Consider the following 16,182-nt stretch of genomic DNA (forward strand, 5'->3'; position numbering starts at 1 on the left):
GCCATGACGACGAAGCTGACCCAGGTGTGGGACCGCATCGACCGGCGGGTCGTGGCGCTCGTCGTGGTGCTGGTCGCGGCGGCCGCGGTGCTCAACGTGGCGAGCACGCCGGCCGAGCACCGGACGGTCGTCGCGCACTTCCCGCGGGCGGTGAGCGTCTACGAGGGCACCGACGTGCGGATCCTCGGCGTCAACGTCGGCGAGGTGACGTCGGTGGTCCCGGCCGGCAACTCGGTGCGGGTGGAGATGGAGTACGACGCCGGCTACGACGTCCCGGCCGACGCCAAGGCGGTCATCGTCACCCCGACGCTGGTGGCGGACCGGTTCGTCCAGCTCACGCCGGTCTACCAGGGCGGTCCGGTGCTCGCCGACGGCGCCGAGATCGCGCTCCCCGACACCGGCGTGCCGGTCGAGCTCGACCGGATCTACGGCAGCCTGCAGGCACTCACCCGGGCGCTCGGGCCCAACGGCGTCAACAAGGACGGCTCCCTCGACAACCTGCTGGAGGCGGGCACGGAGGCGCTCGAGGGCCAGGGTGCGGCCGGCAACGAGATGATCCGCGAGCTCGCGCTGGCCGCCGAGACCTTCGGCGAGGGGGCCGGGCCGCTCTTCCGCACCGTCACCCACCTGGCCGAGTTCACGGGCACGCTGGCACAGAACGACACCCTGGTCCGGGCGTTCATGAAGGACCTCGCCGGGGTGTCGCGCACCCTGGCCGCCGAGAGTGACGAGCTGCAGCGGGCGGTCGCCGCGGTGGCCCGTGCGGTGGGCAGCGTCGAGTCGTTCGTCCGCGACAACCGCAAGGCGCTCTCGCGGGACGTCCGGCAGCTGACGACCGTCGTCCGCGCCATCGCCTCGGAGAAGGACAACATCCGCAAGGCGCTCGAGATCGGCCCGACCGCCCTCGACACCCTCCACCTGGGCTTCGACCACACGTCGGGCACGCAGAACTCCCGGTTGGGTGTCGCGGGGATGATCTGGTCGGCCGACGCCCTCCTGTGCGGCATCATCCAGCAGCACCCGGCGATGCCGCGGCCGCTGAAGGACCTCGCCTGCGACCTGATCGCCCAGCTGGTCGCGCCGCTGGTGGACAACCTGCCGTTCATCCCGCCGGAGTACGACCAGTTCCTCCCGAAGCCGTCGCTGGACGAGCAGGAGGGGGACGGTCACCGTGCCGTCGCCGGAGAGCGTGTCCTACGGCACCGTCGACGAGCCGTCGATGGCCGGGTTGCTGGGAGGTGCGTCGTGAGCCGGTGGACGAGGTGGCGCACCTGTTCGGTCGCGGCTGCGGCAGGCGCCGTGCTCCTCAGCGGCTGCGACTTCGACGGCGCCTACGACCTGCCGCTGCCGGGCTCGCCGGTCGACGCCGACGACGCCTACGAGGTGACCGCGGCGTTCGAGGACGTCCTCAACGTCGTCCCGCGCTCGCCGGTCATGGTCGACGACGTCGTGGTCGGCGAGGTCACCGAGGTCGAGCGGGTCGGGTGGCACGCCGAGGTCACGCTCCGGATCCGCGACGACGTGGTGCTGCCCGACAACGCGATCGCCGACATCCGTCAGGTCTCGCTGCTGGGGGAGAAGTACGTCGCCCTCGAGGAGCCGACCGAGCAGGAGCCGATCGGCCGGCTGGAGCAGGGGGAGCACATCGACCTCGCCGTCACGGGGCGCAACCCCGAGGTCGAGGAGGTGCTGGGCGCCTTGTCGTTCCTGCTCTCCGGGGGCGGCGTCGCCCAGCTCGGGACGATCACCCGCGAGGCCAACCTGGTCATGTCCGGCCGCGAGGACCGGCTCAAGGCGCTCCTCGGCTCGCTGGAGGGCGTCGTCGGCACGCTGGACCAGCAGAAGGCAGACATCATCAACGCGCTCGACTCGCTCAACAACCTCGCCGCTACCCTCAACGCCGAGAAGGACACGATCGGCGACGCGCTCGACGCCATCGGCCCGGCGGTGGACGTCCTGGCCGACCAGCACGACGAGCTGATCGACATGCTCGGCGCCCTCGACCGGCTGGGCAGGGTCGGCACCCGGGTGATCAACGCCAGCAAGGAGGACATGCTCGCCATGCTCGAGCACCTCCACCCGGTGCTGACCAAGCTGCGGGAGGCCGACCACAAGCTGGGACCGGGCGTCAACCTCCTGGTCAGCTTCCCGTTCCCCAAGGCGGCCAACTCGATCGTCCAGGGCGACTACGCCGACAGCATCGGCCAGATCGACGTCGACTTCGCCAACCTCTTCAAGAACCTCGGCCTCCCCGAGATCAACCTCCCCGACCCGGGCGAGATCCTCGACCAGGTACAGCGCTGCCTCCGCAGCGGGAGCCTGGTCAGCTCCGCGTGCATCAAGGTGCTCCGCGACGTCAACCTGGTGGCCGACCTCCAGCGTCAGTGCCAGCAAGCCCGACATCCGCAACAGCCCGGTGTGCCGGCTGCTGACCGCTCTGCCGGACCTCGACCTCGCGAACCTCCTGGAGCGGGGACTCCTGACCGACAAGCTCAACGGGCTGACCGACGGGGTCAACGGGCTGCGCGAGAGCCTGGTGGGCGCACCACCCCCGCCGCCGGGCACCGACACCGTCGTGGGAGGTCTCGCGTGAGCCGCGGCGTCCGGATCCGGCTGATCGCGTTCGTCGCGCTCAGCGCGGTCGGCATCACATACATCACCGCCACCTACCTCGGGCTGGTCGACCGGATCACCGGCCGCGGCATCACCGTGACGGCGACGCTGCCCGGGTCGGGCGGCCTGTTCGAGGGGAGCGAGGTCACCTACCGCGGCGTCAAGATCGGCAAGGTCACCTCGATGGAGCCCACCGAGGACGGCATCGTCCTCGAGCTCAGCCTCGAGCACGACACCCGGCTCCCGGTCGACTCGGCGATGTACGTCCACAACCTGTCCGCGGTGGGGGAGCAGTACCTCGACTTCCAGCCGGCCGAGGACGAGGGGCCGTACGCCGAGGACGGCACGGTGTTCCGCGGCGACGGCTCCTCGCTCCCCGTCGACGAGGGCGACCTGCTCGTCGACATCGACGACTTCGTGGGCTCGGTCGACAAGCGCAACCTCCAGGTGGTGGTCAAGGAGCTCGGCGTGATGTTCGGCGACACCGGTCGCGAGCTGCAGGCGATGCTCGACCACGGCCGCGTGTTCATCGAGGAGGCGTCCGCCCACACCGACGAGACCGTGGCGCTGCTGGAGAACGGACTGACGGTGCTGCGCACCCAGCAGGGCCAGAAGGAGAACATCCGCTCCTTCGCCCGCGACCTCGCCCGGCTGACAGGGGGCACTCCGGGGCAGCGACCGCGACCTCCGCCGGGTGCTCAGCAGCACCCCCGGTGCGGCCGGCGAGCTGCAGGCGCTGCTCGAGGACCTCGAGCCGACGCTCCCCGTGCTGCTCGGCGACCTGATCACCGTCGACCAGATCGTGCTGGCCAACCTCGCGGGCGTCGAGCAGCTGCTCGTGCTCTACCCGACCCTGATCGCGGGCGGCCCGACCGGCAGCACCCGGGACGGGTGGGGGCCACATCAACCTGCAGTTCGACTACAGCGTCCCGCCATGCACCAGGGGCTACCTCCCGCGCGACCAGTGGCGCTCGCCGCACGACCTGACCGACAAGCCGTACTTCCCCGCGCAGTGCGACGAGGGGCCGCCGTACGTCATGCGCGGACCCAAGTACGTCCCGGCACGGCGCGCCAACGCCTCCGCTCCGCGCGTCTACAGTGGCACCTACGACCCCGCCTCCGGCATCGTCCCGGGCGTGGTCGACGAGGAGGGACGGCAGGTGGAGCTGCGGCAGCCGGGGAACCTGTCGGTGATGGGAGAGGACGCGTGGAAGTGGCTGCTGGCAGGGCCGGCGACCCGGTGAACGACCGGAAGGGTGACGGTCGGGACGAGCGCAGCTGGGTGCGGCTCAACGTCGTGCTCGCGGTGATCCTCCTCGTCTGCGGCGCCGCCGCATGGCTCGCGGCCGACCACATGGGCGACCGGCACACGGACGCGGGGGGCGACCTCTCCGGCGGCTTCGTCGACGACGCGCTCGACGTGGTGCTGTTCCGCGGCCGCGGTGCGGGGGCCGAGAGCCGCGCCGGCGAGGACGTCGGCCCCGGCACCGTCCAGGCGCTCGGCACGGCCGCCCAGGAGGAGCAGGACCGCACCGCCGCGCAGATCGAGGCCGCCACCAAGATCACCACCACCTTCCTCAACATCTCCCACGACAACGCCGACGCGGCGCTGGAGGCGGTGAAGGAGCTGTCGACGGGGGCGTTCCGCAAGCAGATCGAGAAGGTCGCCGGCGACATGGCGCGGCTGGCCAAGCGGGCGCGCGCGACCCAGAAGACGGAGATCCTCTGGGCGGGTCTCGTCTTCGGCGACACCGACAGCGCCCGGGTCATCCTCGCCGCCTCCGGGACCGTCGCCAACAAGGCGACCGACTTCGAGGCCCGCGCGCGCAGCTACCGGATCCAGTCCGACCTGACGCTGGTCGACGGCCAGTGGCTGGTCAACGACCTGCAGTTCGTGGAGTGAGGACCCGATGAGCCGTCCCGCCCCCCGCCGCCCGTCGCGCACGACGACGCCCCGTCCCCGCCGGATCGCCGGCCGTCCCGACGCCGAGAAGCCCGACACCCGGAAGCCCGGTCCCGAGAGCTCGCGGACGGCGAAGGTCGCCCTGGAGAAGAAGCCCTCCGGGCCGCGACCGCCGAGCGAGCCGCCGCCGGCCGCGGCCGCGCCTGACAGCGGGCGGCCGCGCGGCCCGCTGGTCGCGGGCGTCCTCATCGTGCTGGTCGGGGGTGGTCGGGGGCGGTGCTCCTCGGGCAGGTCGTGTGGTTCGTGGCCGACACGGTCCGCGACGACGAGACCGTCGCGGTCGACACCGCCAGTGCGGACGGGCGCGGCAGCGGCGACTCGATCACGGTGCCGGACGGCAGCCCGGTCGTGCTCGACCAGCTCGCCGTGCAGGACGGCGTCGAGGCCGCCGCGAAGGCGGCGACGACGATGTTCGCGCGCGACTGGGAGACCTACGACCACGGTGTCGGCGAGGCGACGGACCTGATGACCGCCGCGTTCGCCGAGGAGTACCGGGCCACCACCGACGACGTGAAGCAGGAGTTCGTCGCGAAGAAGACCCGGGTCGAGGTCCAGGTGGTGGCGCAGGGCGTCGTGCGGGCCAACGACTCCGAGCTCGAGGCGCTGATCTTCCTCAACCAGTACATCTTCCGGGGCAACGGCAAGGACGCGAAGACCGTCATCACGCCCTACCGCGCGATGCTCACGATGGTCCACACGGACCAGGGCTGGTTCGTGGACGACGTCCAGACGAAGTGAACGGCGGCGAGGCATGGACTCTCAGCAAGTAGAACACGTTACAGTTCCTTCCGTGGAGTGTGACCTCGTCATCGTGGGTGCCGGCCCGACCGGGCTGTTCGGCGCCTACTACGCGGGCTTCCGCGGGCTGCGGGTCGCGGTCGTCGACTCGCTGCCCGAGCTCGGCGGGCAGATCACCGCGATGTACCCGGAGAAGGCGATCCTCGACGTCGCCGGCTTTCCGAACGTGAAGGGGCGCGACCTGGTGGCGGGGCTGGTCGAGCAGGCGGCGACCGCCGAGCCGACGTACCTCCTCGACCGCACGGCGTCCACGCTCGATCACCGCGACGACGGGATCTCCCTGGGTCTCGACGACGGCACGGTCGTCGAGGCGAAGGTCATGCTGATCACCGCCGGCATCGGCAAGTTCAGCCCACGGCCGCTTCCGGCGGGCGAGGGCTGGCTCGGCCGCGGGCTGGAGTTCTTCGTGCCGACCTTCGAGCCGTACGCCGGCAAGGACGTCGTCATCGTGGGCGGCGGCGACAGCGCCTTCGACTGGGCGCTCCACCTGGAGCCGGTGGCGCGCTCGGTGACCCTGGTCCACCGGCGCGACGCGTTCCGCGCCCACGCCCGCACGGTCGAGCAGGTGCGCGCCTCCTCCGTCGAGATCGTCACCAAGGCCGAGGTGACGGCCCTGCGCGACGCCGACGGCGGCAGCACCGGGCCGTTGGCCGAGGTCGAGATCACCGTCGGCGGCGAGCCCGTCCCGCGCAAGGCGCAGGCGGTCGTGGCCGCGCTCGGGTTCATCGCCGACCTCGGTCCTCTGCAGCAGTGGGGGATCGAGACCCACAAGCGGCACCTCGTGGTCGACCCGGCCATGCGTACCAACCTCGAGCGCGTGTTCGCCGCGGGCGACATCACCGACTACCCGGGCAAGGTGCGGCTGATCGCCGTCGGGTTCGGCGAGGCGGCCACCGCCGTCAACAACGCCGCGGTCGTGATCGACCCGACCGCCCACGTCTTCCCCGGACACTCCTCCGAGGGGAGCTGACCGGTGGCAGGCAACCGCGACGCGGTGCGGATGAGCGACGCCGAGACGGCGGCGCTGCTCGCCGCCAACCTGAAGGTGCAGGTCGCGAGCATCAACGCCGACGGCAGCCCGCACCTCTCGACGCTGTTCTACGTCGTGCGCGACGGGCTGATCGCGTTCTGGACCTACGGCAAGAGCCAGAAGGTCCGCAACCTCGAGCGCGACCCCCGGGTCAGCGCGCTCGTGGAGGACGGGCTCGACTACTTCGAGCTCCGCGGAATGTCGGTCAACGGCCGCGCCGAGATCGTCCGCGACGCCGACACGATCCGCCAGATCGGCAGCGCGGTCGTGACCCGGATGCTGGCCGCGGAGTCGTTCGAGGCGCTGGGCGACTTCGGCCGCGACCGGGTCGAGAAGCAGGTGGCCAAGCGGGTCGGCGTGGTGATCCACCCCGACAAGGTCGCCACTTGGGACCACAGCAAGCTCGTCTGAACGAGTGAACGAGGAGGACGCACGTGTTGATCAAGGTGGACTTCGACCTCTGTGAGTCGAACGCGATGTGCGAGGCGCTCGCCCCCGACGTGTTCGAGATCGACGACGACGACTTCCTCCAGCTCAAGACCGACCAGGTGACCCCCGAGAACGAGCAACGGGTGCGGCAGGCGGTCGCCGCTTGCCCGCGGGCCGCGATCTCGCTCCTGGAGGACGACGCGTGAGCACCAGCCTCGACGGCCGGGTCGCGATCGTCACCGGCGCCGGGGCCGGGCTCGGGCGGGCCGAGGCCCTCGCCCTGGCCGACGCCGGCGCCCGGGTGGTGCTCAACGACCTGCCCGGAGCAGGGGGACGACGCGGCGGAGGAGATCCGGTCCCGGGGCGGCGAGGCCGTCGTGGTGGCCGGCGACGTCAGCGAACGTGCGACGGCCGACGCGATGCTGGCGGCGGCGGTCGACGGCTTCGGCGGTCTCGACGTCGTCGTCAACAACGCCGGGATGACCCGCGACCGGATGCTCTTCAACATGTCCGACGAGGAGTGGGACGCGGTGGTCGCCGTGCACCTGCGCGGCCACTTCCTCCTCAGCCGCAACGCCGCGTCGTACTGGCGGGCCCGGTCGAAGGAGGCCGGCGGCCCGGTCTACGGCAGCGTCGTCAACACCGCCTCGGAGGCGTTCCTCGGCGGCTCGCCCGGGCAGCCCAACTACGCCGCGGCCAAGGCCGGCATCGCGGCGCTGACGATGTCGACCGCCCGTGCGATGGCACGGACCGGGGTCCGCGCCAACGCGATCTGCCCTCGCGCCCGCACCGCGATGACGGCGGAGGTCTTCGGCGACGACACCTCCGGCCGGGCCGTCGACCCCTACTCGCCCGACCACGTCGCGCCGCTGGTGGCCTACCTCGCGTCGCCCGCCGCGGAGCGGATCACCGGGCAGGTGTTCGTGGTCTACGGCGGGATGGTCGCGGTCGTCGCCGCCCCGGTCGTGGAGCAGCGGTTCGACGCGGCGGGCGACCTGTGGACCGCCGACGACCTCGACAAGCAGCTCGGCGGCTTCTTCGCCGAGCGGGACCCGGCCGTCGGCTTCGCCGCCGACTCGATCATGCAGCTGCAGGTCTGAAGGAGCACCCCCATGGGCCGACTGGACAACAAGGTCGCGATCGTCACCGGCGGCGCGCAGGGACAGGGCGCCGAGATCGCCCGCGCCTACGTCGCCGAGGGCGCCTCGGTGGTCGTCGCCGACGTCGCCAAGGACCCGGGGCAGGCGCTGGCCGACGAGCTCGGGCCGGCCGCCCACTTCGCCCACCACGACGTCAGCGACGACGCGTCGTGGGCCGCCTTGGTGGAGGACACCACCGTCCGGTTCGGGCCGGTCGACGTGCTCGCCAACAACGCCGGGATCCTCCGGTTCGGCGACATCGAGCGGATGCCTGCCGAGGAGGTGGAGCTCGTGTGGCGGGTCAACCAGCTCGGGTGCTTCCTCGGCATGCAGGCGGTCACCCGCACCATGCGCGAGAACGGCGGGGGGCTCGATCATCAACGCGTCCTCGGTCGAGGGTCTCGCCGGCATGCCGTCGTGCACGGCGTACGCCGCGACGAAGTGGGCGATCCGCGGCATGACCAAGTGCGCGGCGATGGAGCTGGGACCGAAGGGCATCCGGGTCAACTCGGTCCACCCCGGCATGATCGACACCCCGATGACCCGGGTGCACGGCGGCGACGCGGTGATGGAGTACGGCGCCACGAAGGTGCCGCTGGGCAGGGTGGGCCTCCCCGCTGACATCGCGCCGGTGTACGTGTTCCTCGCCAGCGACGAGTCGTCCTACGTCAACGGTGCGGGAGATCGCCGTCGACGGCGGGGTGACGTCGACCCACGCGTTCGGGGCCTGAGACGGTCTCCCCGTCCGCTCAGGTGGTGAGGCCCAGCCGCGCGGCGAGCTTGTCGAGGTGGCCGAGCACGGTGCTCTCGTCGGCGTCGGGCACGCCCCAGATCAGCTCGCTCGCCCCGGCGGCCGTCCAGTCGGCCAGGTCGTCCTCCGTCGGCCGCCTCGCCACCAGCACCCGGATGTCCGGGTCGCCCTCGCGGCCGGCGTCGGCCCACTCCTTGCGGAGCAGGTCGGCCTTGGCGGCGACGCCCGTCTCGGTCGGCGTGGTCATCCACCCGTCCGCGTGCCGTGCGATCCAGCGCATCGTCCGCGGACCACCGCCGGCGCCGACGATCACGGGAATCGGGCCCTGCGGCGGCTTGGGGTAGGCCCAGCTCGGACCGAACGACACGAACTCGCCGTCGTACGCCGCCTCCTCCTGCGTCCACAGCGCGCGCATCGCCTCGAGGTACTCCCTGAGCACGGTGCGCCGCCGGTCGGCCGGGACGTGGTGGTCGGCGAGCTCGTCGGTGTTCCAGCCGAACCCGGCGCCGATCGTCAGCCGCCCGCCGGAGAGGAAGTCGAGCGTGGCGAGGGTCTTGGCCAGCGTGATCGGGTCGGACTCGACCGGCAGTGCGACGGCGGTCGCCAGTCCGATCCGCTCGGTCACGGCGGCGCAGGTGCCGAGCGCGACCCACGGGTCGAGGGGGTGCGCAGGTAGCGGTCGTCCGGCAACTGCTCCCCACCGGTCGGGTGCAGCGCGTCGCGGCGCACGGGGATGTGCGTGTGCTCCGGCACGTAGAACGTGTCGAACCCGCGCTCCTCCGCCGCCTTCGCGAGCGCGGCCGGCCGGATGCCGCGGTCGGAGGTGAAGAGGACGATCCCGTTGCGCATGCCGAGCCTTTCGGTCACCGGAGGGGCGTCGTCAGTGTAGAACGTGTTCTAGAAACGCGCGAGGTGGTGCGCACGCGGCACGCGCGAGGAGCTGAGGACGTCATACGTCCCGTGGGCGATCGCCCTCGGAACGCATGACGTTCCCGGGCGCCCTCGGGGTGTGCCAGACCGAGTCCGTGAGCGAGTCGACGTCGGAGGATCGGACGAGGAGCGGCTGCCGGACGAACCGGAATCGCCGCGAACCGGTCAGGAAGGGTGTAGGGACTGAGGTGGAGGTGGGCCCTGGACGAGCTCGAGCGCCTGGTGGCGGCACAGTGGGACGCGCTGTACCGCCTGGCACGGCTGCTCGCCGGGGCGGACACCACCGCGGACGACGTGCTCCAGGCGGCGCTGCTGAGGGCGGTCAGGTCGCACCGCGCCGTGCTGGCAGCGGACGCGCCGGTGGCCTACCTGCGCCGCATCGTCACCACCACGGCGGTGGACGAGGCGGCCCGCGCGGCCCGGCGCCGGCGGGAGCAGCGGGCCGACGGCACCGACCACGCGCACGACCCGACGCTCGACGTCGACTCTCGCGGTGAGCTCTGGCCGCTGGTCGCGGCACTCCCACCTCGCCAGCGGGCCGTGGTGGTGCTGCGCTTCTACGAGGACCTGTCCGAGCGCGAGATCGCCGCGGTCCTCGGGTGCCGTCCTGGCACGGTGAAGTCGCAGGGTGCCGCTGCGATGGCCAAGCTGCGGCAGGCGCTCGCCGCCGCTCCGGTCGGGAAGGGGGAGAGCCGTGACCGCTGAGCTGGAGCGGGAGGTGAGGGAGACGCTGCGCCGGGTCGCCCGTGTGACCGACGTCCCTCCCGTCCCCGAGCTGCCTCGGCCGGCGCACGGCGCCCGCCGGCGGGCGGGAGTCGTCGCCGTCGCCGCGGCGGCGGTGGCGGCCGCCGTGGTCGTCCCTGCCGTGCTCGGCGACGACGCGGACCGGCCTGTCGAGCGGCCGGCGCCGCCGTTCGCGGGCCTGCCGACGGGTCCGCCGCCGCGGGTCCCGTACGCCGCTGGCGGCACGTCCGTCGTCGAGGGGGGACCGCGCGATCGAGCTCGAGGATGACGTCGAGGCGATCCACGGCAACCTGGTCTGGGACGCCGACACGGGTGCGATCCACCGGGTGCGCGCCGACGGCGTGGTCCTGGTCGCCGCGGACGCGACCGGACCGCCGGTGACGGACAGCACGACCACCTGGCTCGAGGGCGAGGAGGTCGTGCGCGGCACCGGCCGCCGGCAGCAGCGCCAGCCGCTCCCGGCCGGGTGCTGCGACGACGCCGAGGTGGTGGGGGTCGACGTGGACATGGATCCGGACGTCCTCGTCGCCGGTGCCGACGGCGCCTGGTTGTGGGACACGTACGAGGGCCGCGAGGGATCGGTCGCGCCGCCGCCTGACACCGACGAGTGGGTGTGGCCGGTCGGCGGACTGCGCGGCAGGCTGGTCGCGACCGGCTCGGGGTCCGAGGTCCTCGTCGAGCACCCGGGCGGTCGCTGGGGCTGGGGGTACGTCGGCGGGCCGCGCGACCCGGGCAGCGACGCTCCGGTCCGCTACCGCGAGCAGGAGCGGGTCACGGCCGAGCGGGTCTGGCTCACTCTGCCGGCGGTCGTGGCCGTCGAGCCGGGCGGGCGGCTGGTCGTGCTCAGGACCCGTGTCCGGTACGACGGCGTCGGACATGCGTGGCGTGCGCCCACCGGTCAGTCCGCCGAGCTCGAGCTGCCCGCCGGCCTCCGCGTCCACGGTGTCGTGGGGGAGGAGCGCACCACCGTCCTCGTCGACGCGACCGACGACGCCGGGCGGCGGGCCTGGGTGCGCTGCCACGTCCGCACCCTCAGCTGTGAGGTCGCGGCCGGGCTCGGGCCGGACGACGTCGTGCCGACGCGCTGAGCGAGCCCCGCGGGTGCCGCAACGTGGCGCATCGCCAGCGCCGAGCTCAGCGCAGGATCAGCCGGACCGCGGTCTCCATGTGCTGCGCCGTCTCGGGAGCCGTGGAGCGGCCGGTCACCCACGCGACGAGGGCGGAGAGCCAGACGTCGCCGATCACGCGGGCGAGCACCACGTCCTCGTCGGTGATCGCGTCGTCGTCAGCCGCTGTGCCGTGCATGGCGTGGGTGACGATCGACGTCATCGACATCCCGACGGTGTGGATCTCGGCGGCGACGGTGCTGTCGGCGAACATGAACGCGCGGGTGAGCGCCTCCGTCAGCCGGGGGGTCGCCCTGCATGCCGCGGGTGAGACGCTTGAGCACGTAGAGCACCCGGTCGGCCGACGTGTCGCCGGGGATCTCGCGGCTCTGCAGCCGCTGCTGCGCCTCGCCGAGCTGGCGGGCCAGGGCGGAGACGAGCAGGTGGATCTTGGACGGGAAGTAGCGGTAGAGCGTCCCGAGTGCGACGTCGGCCTGCTCGGCGACCGCGCGCATCTGCACGGCGTCGAAGCCGCCTTCCTTGGCGAGCTGGTAGGTGGCGTCGAGGATCCGCTTGCGGCGGTCGCGCTGTGCGGCGCTCCCGGGCTCGTCGGTCGTCAGCGATTGAGGGGTGGTCACTACCTCTCCTGTACGACGGGTTTCGCGGTCGGAGTGGGCGTCACGTCGCTGGAATGCGCACCCGAGCCCGCTGGTGGGGTCGGACGGCTCACCGGTCGGTGGTGGTGGGGCCGCCCTCTATAGGCTACTGGGACGTCGACCATGATAGGAACACGTTCCAGTTCGACCTGCCGCGCTCCGCCTCGGAGCTCGGCGCCGCGACTCAGCGCCACGAGCCAGCGCCGGGATGAGGGAGAGGAGTGGGGGCATGCGGATCGCACTGCTGTCCTACCGCAGCAAGCCGCACGTCGGGGGCCAGGGCGTCTACCTGCGTCACCTGAGCCGGGAGCTGGCGCGGCTGGGCCACACGGTCGAGGTGTTCTCCGGCCAGCCCTACCCCGAGCTCGACGAGGGCGTGCGGCTCACGAAGGTGCCCAGCCTCGACCTCTACCGGGAGCCCGACCCGTTCCGGGTGCCGGGGCTGCGCGAGTTCCGCGACCTGATCGACGTCCAGGAGTTCGCGATCATGTGCACGGCCGGGTTCCCGGAGCCGCGCACGTTCAGCCGACGCGTCGCCCGCCTCCTGCGCGACCGGGTCGACGACTTCGACGTCGTCCACGACAACCAGGTCCTCGGCCACGGCATGCTCGAGATCGAGAAGCTGGGCCTGCCGATGCTGACCACGATCCACCACCCGATCACCTTCGACCGCCGGATCGACCTGGCCCAGACCCGCAACCCGTGGCGCAAGCTGACCCTGCGCCGCTGGTACGGCTTCCTCCGGATGCAGAAGCACGTCGCGCGCAAGGCGCGCTGGATCCTGACGCCGTCGGAGGCCTCGAAGCGCGACATGGTGCGCGACTTCGGGGTGGACCCGCGCGCGTGCAGGTGATCCTCCTCGGCGTCGACGACAACTTCGTGCCACCCACCCAACCGCGCGTCCCGGGCCGGATCATGGCGATGGCGAGTGCCGACGCGCCGATGAAGGGCATCGGCACCCTGCTCGAGGCGTTCGCCAAGCTCCGTGTCGAGCGCGACGTCGAGCTGGTGCTGGTCACCAGCCCCAAGCGGGGCGGTCGCACCGAGAAGCTCATCGACAAGCTCGGCATCGCCGACTCCGTCCGGTTCGCCAGCGGGCTGACCGACGACGAGCTGGTCGCGCTGATGGGGTCCGCCGAGGTCGCTTGCGTCCCGTCGCTCTACGAGGGCTTCTCGCTGCCCACCGCCGAGCTGATGGCCTGCGCCACGCCCCTGGTCGTCTCCCGCGCCGGCGCGATCCCCGAGGTGGTCGGTCCCGACGGCGAGTGCGCCGACCAGGTCACGCCGGGAGACGTCGGCGAGCTCTACGCCGCGCTCGAGCGGATGCTGGACGACCCGGAGCGACGAGCCCGGATGGGCGCCGCCGGACGCAGGCGGGTCGAGGAGCTGTTCAGCTGGCGGGCCGTCGCCCAGAAGGTCGCGGCGGCCTACCAGAGTGTCATCGACGACTTCGAGGAGGAGCGCGCCCGTGCTGACCGTTGACTTCGACCGGCTCGGGCTGCGGCCGGGCGACCGGGTGCTCGACATGGGCGCCGGCGCCGGTCGCCACAGCTTCGAGCTCTACCGCCGCGGCGCCGACGTGGTGGCGTTCGACATGGATGCCGACGAGCTCGCCAAGGTGAGCGACCTGTTCGCGGCGATGAGGGAGGCGGGCGAGGTACCCGCCGGGGCGGAGGCCGACGTCAAGCAGGGCGACGCGCTCGCGCTCCCGTTCGGCGACGGTGAGTTCGACCGCGTCGTCGCGGCAGAGGTGCTCGAGCACATCCCGCACGACGTCGACGCGATCCGCGAGCTGGTCCGGGTGCTGCGTCCCGGCGGGACCCTCGCGATCTCGGTGCCCCGCTGGCTCCCCGAGGTCATCAACTGGAAGCTCTCGGCCGACTACCACAACGCCGAGGGCGGTCACATCCGCATCTACACCGACCACGAGCTGGTCGACAAGGTCACCAAGGGCGGCCGGCCCAACGACGGCACGCCGGGCGACGCGATGATCTTCGAGGGCAAGGACCACGCCCACGGCCTGCACTCGCCGTACTGGTGGATCAAGTGCGCCGTCGGCGTCGACAACGACGGTCATCCGCTGGCGAAGGCCTACCACCGGCTGCTGGTGTGGGAGATCGTCAAGAACCCGCTCCCGCTCCGGCTCGCCGGCAAGGTGCTCGACCCGCTGATCGGCAAGAGCATGGTCCTGTACTTCCGCAAGCCCCACGCCGCCGAGGAGACGGCGCAGAGTGCCTGACGTGGCCGAGGCCTGCGAGGTGCCACTCGCGCGGCTGCCGTACGTCGACGGCGTGCTGACCGCGGTCGACGTCGCCGAGACCGCGGCCTCGATCGCCGCCATGCAGGAGCCGTGCGGCGCCGTGCCGTGGACCGTCGGCGAGCACGTCGACATCTGGAACCACGTCGAGGCCGCGATGGCGATGCTCGTGGGCGGCCAGGTCGCCGCGGCCGAGCGGGCCTACGCGTGGATCCCGACGATGCAGCGGGCGGACGGGTCGTTCCCGATGAAGATCGTCGACGGCGCGGTCGAGGACGACCGCGGCGAGGTCAACATGTCGGCGTACTTCGCCGTCGGCCTCTGGCACCACTGGCTGGTGCAGCGCGACCTCGCGTTCGTCCAGCGCTTCTGGCCGACCGTGCGCGCGGCCCTCGACTGGGTGGTGTCGCTGCAGGAGCCGTTCGGCGGCATCCGGTGGACGCCGGTCGACGACTTCTGCCTGCTCACCGGCAACGCGAGCATCTACCACTCGCTGCGGGCCGGCGTCGCCCTCGCCGACCTGATGGGCGACCCGCAGCCGGAGTGGGAGCTGGCCGGTGGCCGGCTCGGCCACGCGGTGCGGGTCCACCGCGACCTGTTCGCCGACAAGAGCACGTTCTCCATGGACTGGTACTACCCGGTGCTCGGCGGCCCGGTGCGCGGCCGCGACGCGTTCGAGCTGCTGGAGTCGCGCTGGGACGACTTCGTCGTCCCGGGGCTCGGCATCCACTGCGTCGACACCAACCCCTGGGTCACCGGCGCGGAGACCTGCGAGCTCGTCATGGCGCTCGACGCCATCGGTGACCACCGGCGCGCGCGCCGGCTGCTCGCGGACGTGCAGCACCTGCGTGGCGACGGCGGCAGGTACTGGACCGGCTGGGTCTACGACGATCCCGCGCGGCCCCGGCCCGAGGGCGAGGCGCGCGACGTCTACTGGCCGAACGAGCACACGACGTACACCGCCGCCGCGGTCGTGCTGGCCGTCGACGCGCTGGGGGAGACGTTCGGCCACAGCACGCCGGGGTCGGGCATCATGCGCGGCACGTCGCTGGCCCCGCACTTCGAGGAGCTCGCGCTGGAGTGCGCGTGCTCAGCCGAGTCGGTCGCCCGCGGCGCCTGACACCCGCCGCAGCACCCGCATCGAGCCCACCGCGTCGACCTCCTCGAACGCACCGCTCGCCAGCGCCGGCAGGTAGATCTGCTCGTACGGCGGCCGGCCGCCGTCCGCGGGGTCGGGGAAGACGTCGTGGACGGCGAGCAGCCCGTCCCGCACGACCCAGTGCGCCCAGGACTCGTAGTCGTCGCGCGCCGGCTGCTCGCCGTGCCCGCCGTCGATGAAGAGCAGGGAGAGCGGCGTCCGCCAGTGGGCCGCCACGGTCGTCGACCGGCCGACGACGGCGACGACCCGGTCCTCGAGGCCGGCGCGCGCGATCGTGCGCCGGAACGTCGGCAGTGTGTCCATCAGCCCGAGCTCGGGGTCGACGACGGACGGGTCGTGGTGCTCCCACCCCGCCTGGTTCTCCTCCGAGCCGCGGTGGTGGTCGACGGTGAAGACGGTGCCGTGCGGGCCGCCGACCTCACGGGCGGCGGCGCCGAGGTAGATCGCGGACTTGCCGCAGTAGGTGCCGACCTCGAGCGCCGGGCCGAACGGCAGCCGCTCGCGCGCGACGCGGTGGAGCAGCGCGCCCTCGTCCGGCGGCATGAACCCCTTGGCCGCGAGGGCGTGCGCGAGCAGGTCGTCCGGCATCGTGTCGGTCACCCGTCGA

20 protein-coding genes and 2 pseudogenes are annotated in these 16,182 nt (G+C 72.4%); 17 read left to right on the plus strand and 5 right to left on the minus strand.

Annotated features, from left to right (window positions below):
* Positions 1–3 precede the first annotated feature (3 nt).
* The 10 genes and pseudogenes from MF408_RS20805 to MF408_RS26010 all read left to right on the plus strand — a co-directional run bounded on the left by MF408_RS20805 (position 4) and on the right by MF408_RS26010 (position 8,732).
* Positions 4–3,600, plus strand: coding sequence for an MCE family protein (locus MF408_RS20805; RefSeq protein WP_240249246.1), 3,597 nt, complete (start codon positions 4–6; stop codon positions 3,598–3,600).
* Between the two features lie 50 nt (positions 3,601–3,650).
* A complete protein-coding gene (locus MF408_RS20810; RefSeq protein ID WP_240249247.1) occupies positions 3,651–3,857 on the plus strand; it encodes a hypothetical protein in 207 nt (68 codons plus the stop codon).
* On the plus strand, positions 3,854–4,516 hold the full coding sequence (locus tag MF408_RS20815; RefSeq protein ID WP_240249248.1) for a hypothetical protein: 663 nt from the start codon (positions 3,854–3,856) through the stop codon (positions 4,514–4,516). Before MF408_RS20810 ends, MF408_RS20815 begins: the two co-directional genes overlap by 4 nt.
* Before the next feature lie 276 nt (positions 4,517–4,792).
* A complete protein-coding gene (locus tag MF408_RS20820) occupies positions 4,793–5,314 on the plus strand; it encodes a hypothetical protein (protein ID WP_240249249.1) in 522 nt (173 codons plus the stop codon).
* A 52-nt stretch (positions 5,315–5,366) separates the two neighbouring features.
* Positions 5,367–6,344, plus strand: a complete 978-nt coding sequence (locus tag MF408_RS20825) for an NAD(P)/FAD-dependent oxidoreductase (RefSeq protein WP_240249250.1) — start codon at positions 5,367–5,369, stop codon at positions 6,342–6,344.
* A gap of 3 nt (positions 6,345–6,347) precedes the next feature.
* The gene (locus MF408_RS20830) at positions 6,348–6,815 is read left to right on the plus strand and encodes a pyridoxamine 5'-phosphate oxidase family protein (RefSeq protein WP_240249251.1); all 468 of its coding nucleotides are present in this window, start codon (positions 6,348–6,350) and stop codon (positions 6,813–6,815) included.
* A gap of 23 nt (positions 6,816–6,838) precedes the next feature.
* Positions 6,839–7,039 carry a ferredoxin gene (locus tag MF408_RS20835; RefSeq protein WP_240249252.1) on the plus strand — a complete coding sequence of 67 codons (201 nt, stop codon included), beginning with the start codon at positions 6,839–6,841 and terminating at the stop codon, positions 7,037–7,039.
* A gap of 174 nt (positions 7,040–7,213) precedes the next feature.
* Positions 7,214–7,933 (plus strand): SDR family oxidoreductase, encoded by a 720-nt coding sequence (locus tag MF408_RS20840; protein ID WP_240249253.1) that lies wholly within the window; start codon positions 7,214–7,216, stop codon positions 7,931–7,933.
* A gap of 12 nt (positions 7,934–7,945) precedes the next feature.
* Positions 7,946–8,266, plus strand: a pseudogene (locus MF408_RS26005) (SDR family NAD(P)-dependent oxidoreductase); the annotation flags it as partial.
* An 82-nt stretch (positions 8,267–8,348) separates the two neighbouring features.
* Complete coding sequence (locus MF408_RS26010) at positions 8,349–8,732, plus strand: SDR family oxidoreductase (protein WP_275693506.1); 384 nt, start codon at positions 8,349–8,351, stop codon at positions 8,730–8,732.
* Here MF408_RS26010 and MF408_RS20850 read toward each other — a convergent pair.
* Together MF408_RS20850 and MF408_RS20855 are read right to left on the minus strand one after the other, a co-directional pair.
* A pseudogene (locus tag MF408_RS20850) lies at positions 8,722–9,405 on the minus strand (TIGR03619 family F420-dependent LLM class oxidoreductase); the annotation flags it as partial. The gene MF408_RS26010 and the pseudogene MF408_RS20850 sit on opposite strands and share 11 nt — an antisense overlap.
* The gene (locus tag MF408_RS20855) at positions 9,345–9,590 is read right to left on the minus strand and encodes a hypothetical protein (RefSeq protein ID WP_240249254.1); all 246 of its coding nucleotides are present in this window, start codon (positions 9,588–9,590) and stop codon (positions 9,345–9,347) included. The gene MF408_RS20855 and the pseudogene MF408_RS20850, both read right to left, overlap by 61 nt.
* Before the next feature lie 282 nt (positions 9,591–9,872).
* Between MF408_RS20855 and MF408_RS20860 the strand changes: the two genes are divergently transcribed.
* Genes MF408_RS20860 through MF408_RS20870 form a run of 3 tightly spaced genes read left to right on the plus strand, consistent with a single transcriptional unit; the run spans position 9,873 to position 11,485 of the window.
* Entirely contained in the window at positions 9,873–10,358 is a 486-nt protein-coding gene (locus MF408_RS20860) for a sigma-70 family RNA polymerase sigma factor (RefSeq protein WP_275693507.1), read from the plus strand.
* Positions 10,348–10,665, plus strand: a complete 318-nt coding sequence (locus tag MF408_RS20865) for a hypothetical protein (protein WP_240249256.1) — start codon at positions 10,348–10,350, stop codon at positions 10,663–10,665. The genes MF408_RS20860 and MF408_RS20865 overlap by 11 nt, the downstream gene beginning before the upstream one ends.
* A gap of 58 nt (positions 10,666–10,723) precedes the next feature.
* On the plus strand, positions 10,724–11,485 hold the full coding sequence (locus tag MF408_RS20870; protein ID WP_240249257.1) for a hypothetical protein: 762 nt from the start codon (positions 10,724–10,726) through the stop codon (positions 11,483–11,485).
* A gap of 46 nt (positions 11,486–11,531) precedes the next feature.
* Here MF408_RS20870 and MF408_RS20875 read toward each other — a convergent pair whose 3' ends face one another.
* Both MF408_RS20875 and MF408_RS20880 read right to left on the minus strand, forming a co-directional pair.
* Positions 11,532–11,777: a hypothetical protein gene (locus tag MF408_RS20875; RefSeq protein WP_240249258.1), complete on the minus strand. Its 246-nt coding sequence runs from the start codon at positions 11,775–11,777 to the stop codon at positions 11,532–11,534.
* Entirely contained in the window at positions 11,683–12,141 is a 459-nt protein-coding gene (locus MF408_RS20880; RefSeq protein ID WP_240249259.1) for a TetR family transcriptional regulator, read from the minus strand. Before MF408_RS20880 ends, MF408_RS20875 begins: the two co-directional genes overlap by 95 nt.
* A gap of 247 nt (positions 12,142–12,388) precedes the next feature.
* Between MF408_RS20880 and MF408_RS20885 the strand changes: the two genes are divergently transcribed.
* The 4 genes from MF408_RS20885 to MF408_RS20900 are packed head-to-tail and all read left to right on the plus strand — an operon-like array spanning position 12,389 to position 15,536.
* Positions 12,389–13,012 (plus strand): glycosyltransferase family 4 protein, encoded by a 624-nt coding sequence (locus tag MF408_RS20885; RefSeq protein ID WP_240249260.1) that lies wholly within the window; start codon positions 12,389–12,391, stop codon positions 13,010–13,012.
* On the plus strand, positions 13,003–13,641 hold the full coding sequence (locus MF408_RS20890; protein WP_240249261.1) for a glycosyltransferase: 639 nt from the start codon (positions 13,003–13,005) through the stop codon (positions 13,639–13,641). Before MF408_RS20885 ends, MF408_RS20890 begins: the two co-directional genes overlap by 10 nt.
* Positions 13,628–14,398 carry a methyltransferase domain-containing protein gene (locus MF408_RS20895; RefSeq protein ID WP_240249262.1) on the plus strand — a complete coding sequence of 257 codons (771 nt, stop codon included), beginning with the start codon at positions 13,628–13,630 and terminating at the stop codon, positions 14,396–14,398. The genes MF408_RS20890 and MF408_RS20895 overlap by 14 nt, the downstream gene beginning before the upstream one ends.
* Positions 14,391–15,536 (plus strand): prenyltransferase, encoded by a 1,146-nt coding sequence (locus MF408_RS20900; protein WP_240249263.1) that lies wholly within the window; start codon positions 14,391–14,393, stop codon positions 15,534–15,536. Before MF408_RS20895 ends, MF408_RS20900 begins: the two co-directional genes overlap by 8 nt.
* On the opposite strand, the gene MF408_RS20905 is transcribed toward MF408_RS20900, so the two are convergent.
* Positions 15,507–16,175 (minus strand): class I SAM-dependent methyltransferase, encoded by a 669-nt coding sequence (locus MF408_RS20905; RefSeq protein WP_240249264.1) that lies wholly within the window; start codon positions 16,173–16,175, stop codon positions 15,507–15,509. The genes MF408_RS20900 and MF408_RS20905 overlap by 30 nt on opposite strands.
* Positions 16,176–16,182: the final 7 nt, after the last annotated feature.

The sequence above is a fragment of the Nocardioides sp. TF02-7 genome (genome assembly GCF_022437945.1).
Classification (GTDB): domain Bacteria; phylum Actinomycetota; class Actinomycetes; order Propionibacteriales; family Nocardioidaceae; genus Nocardioides.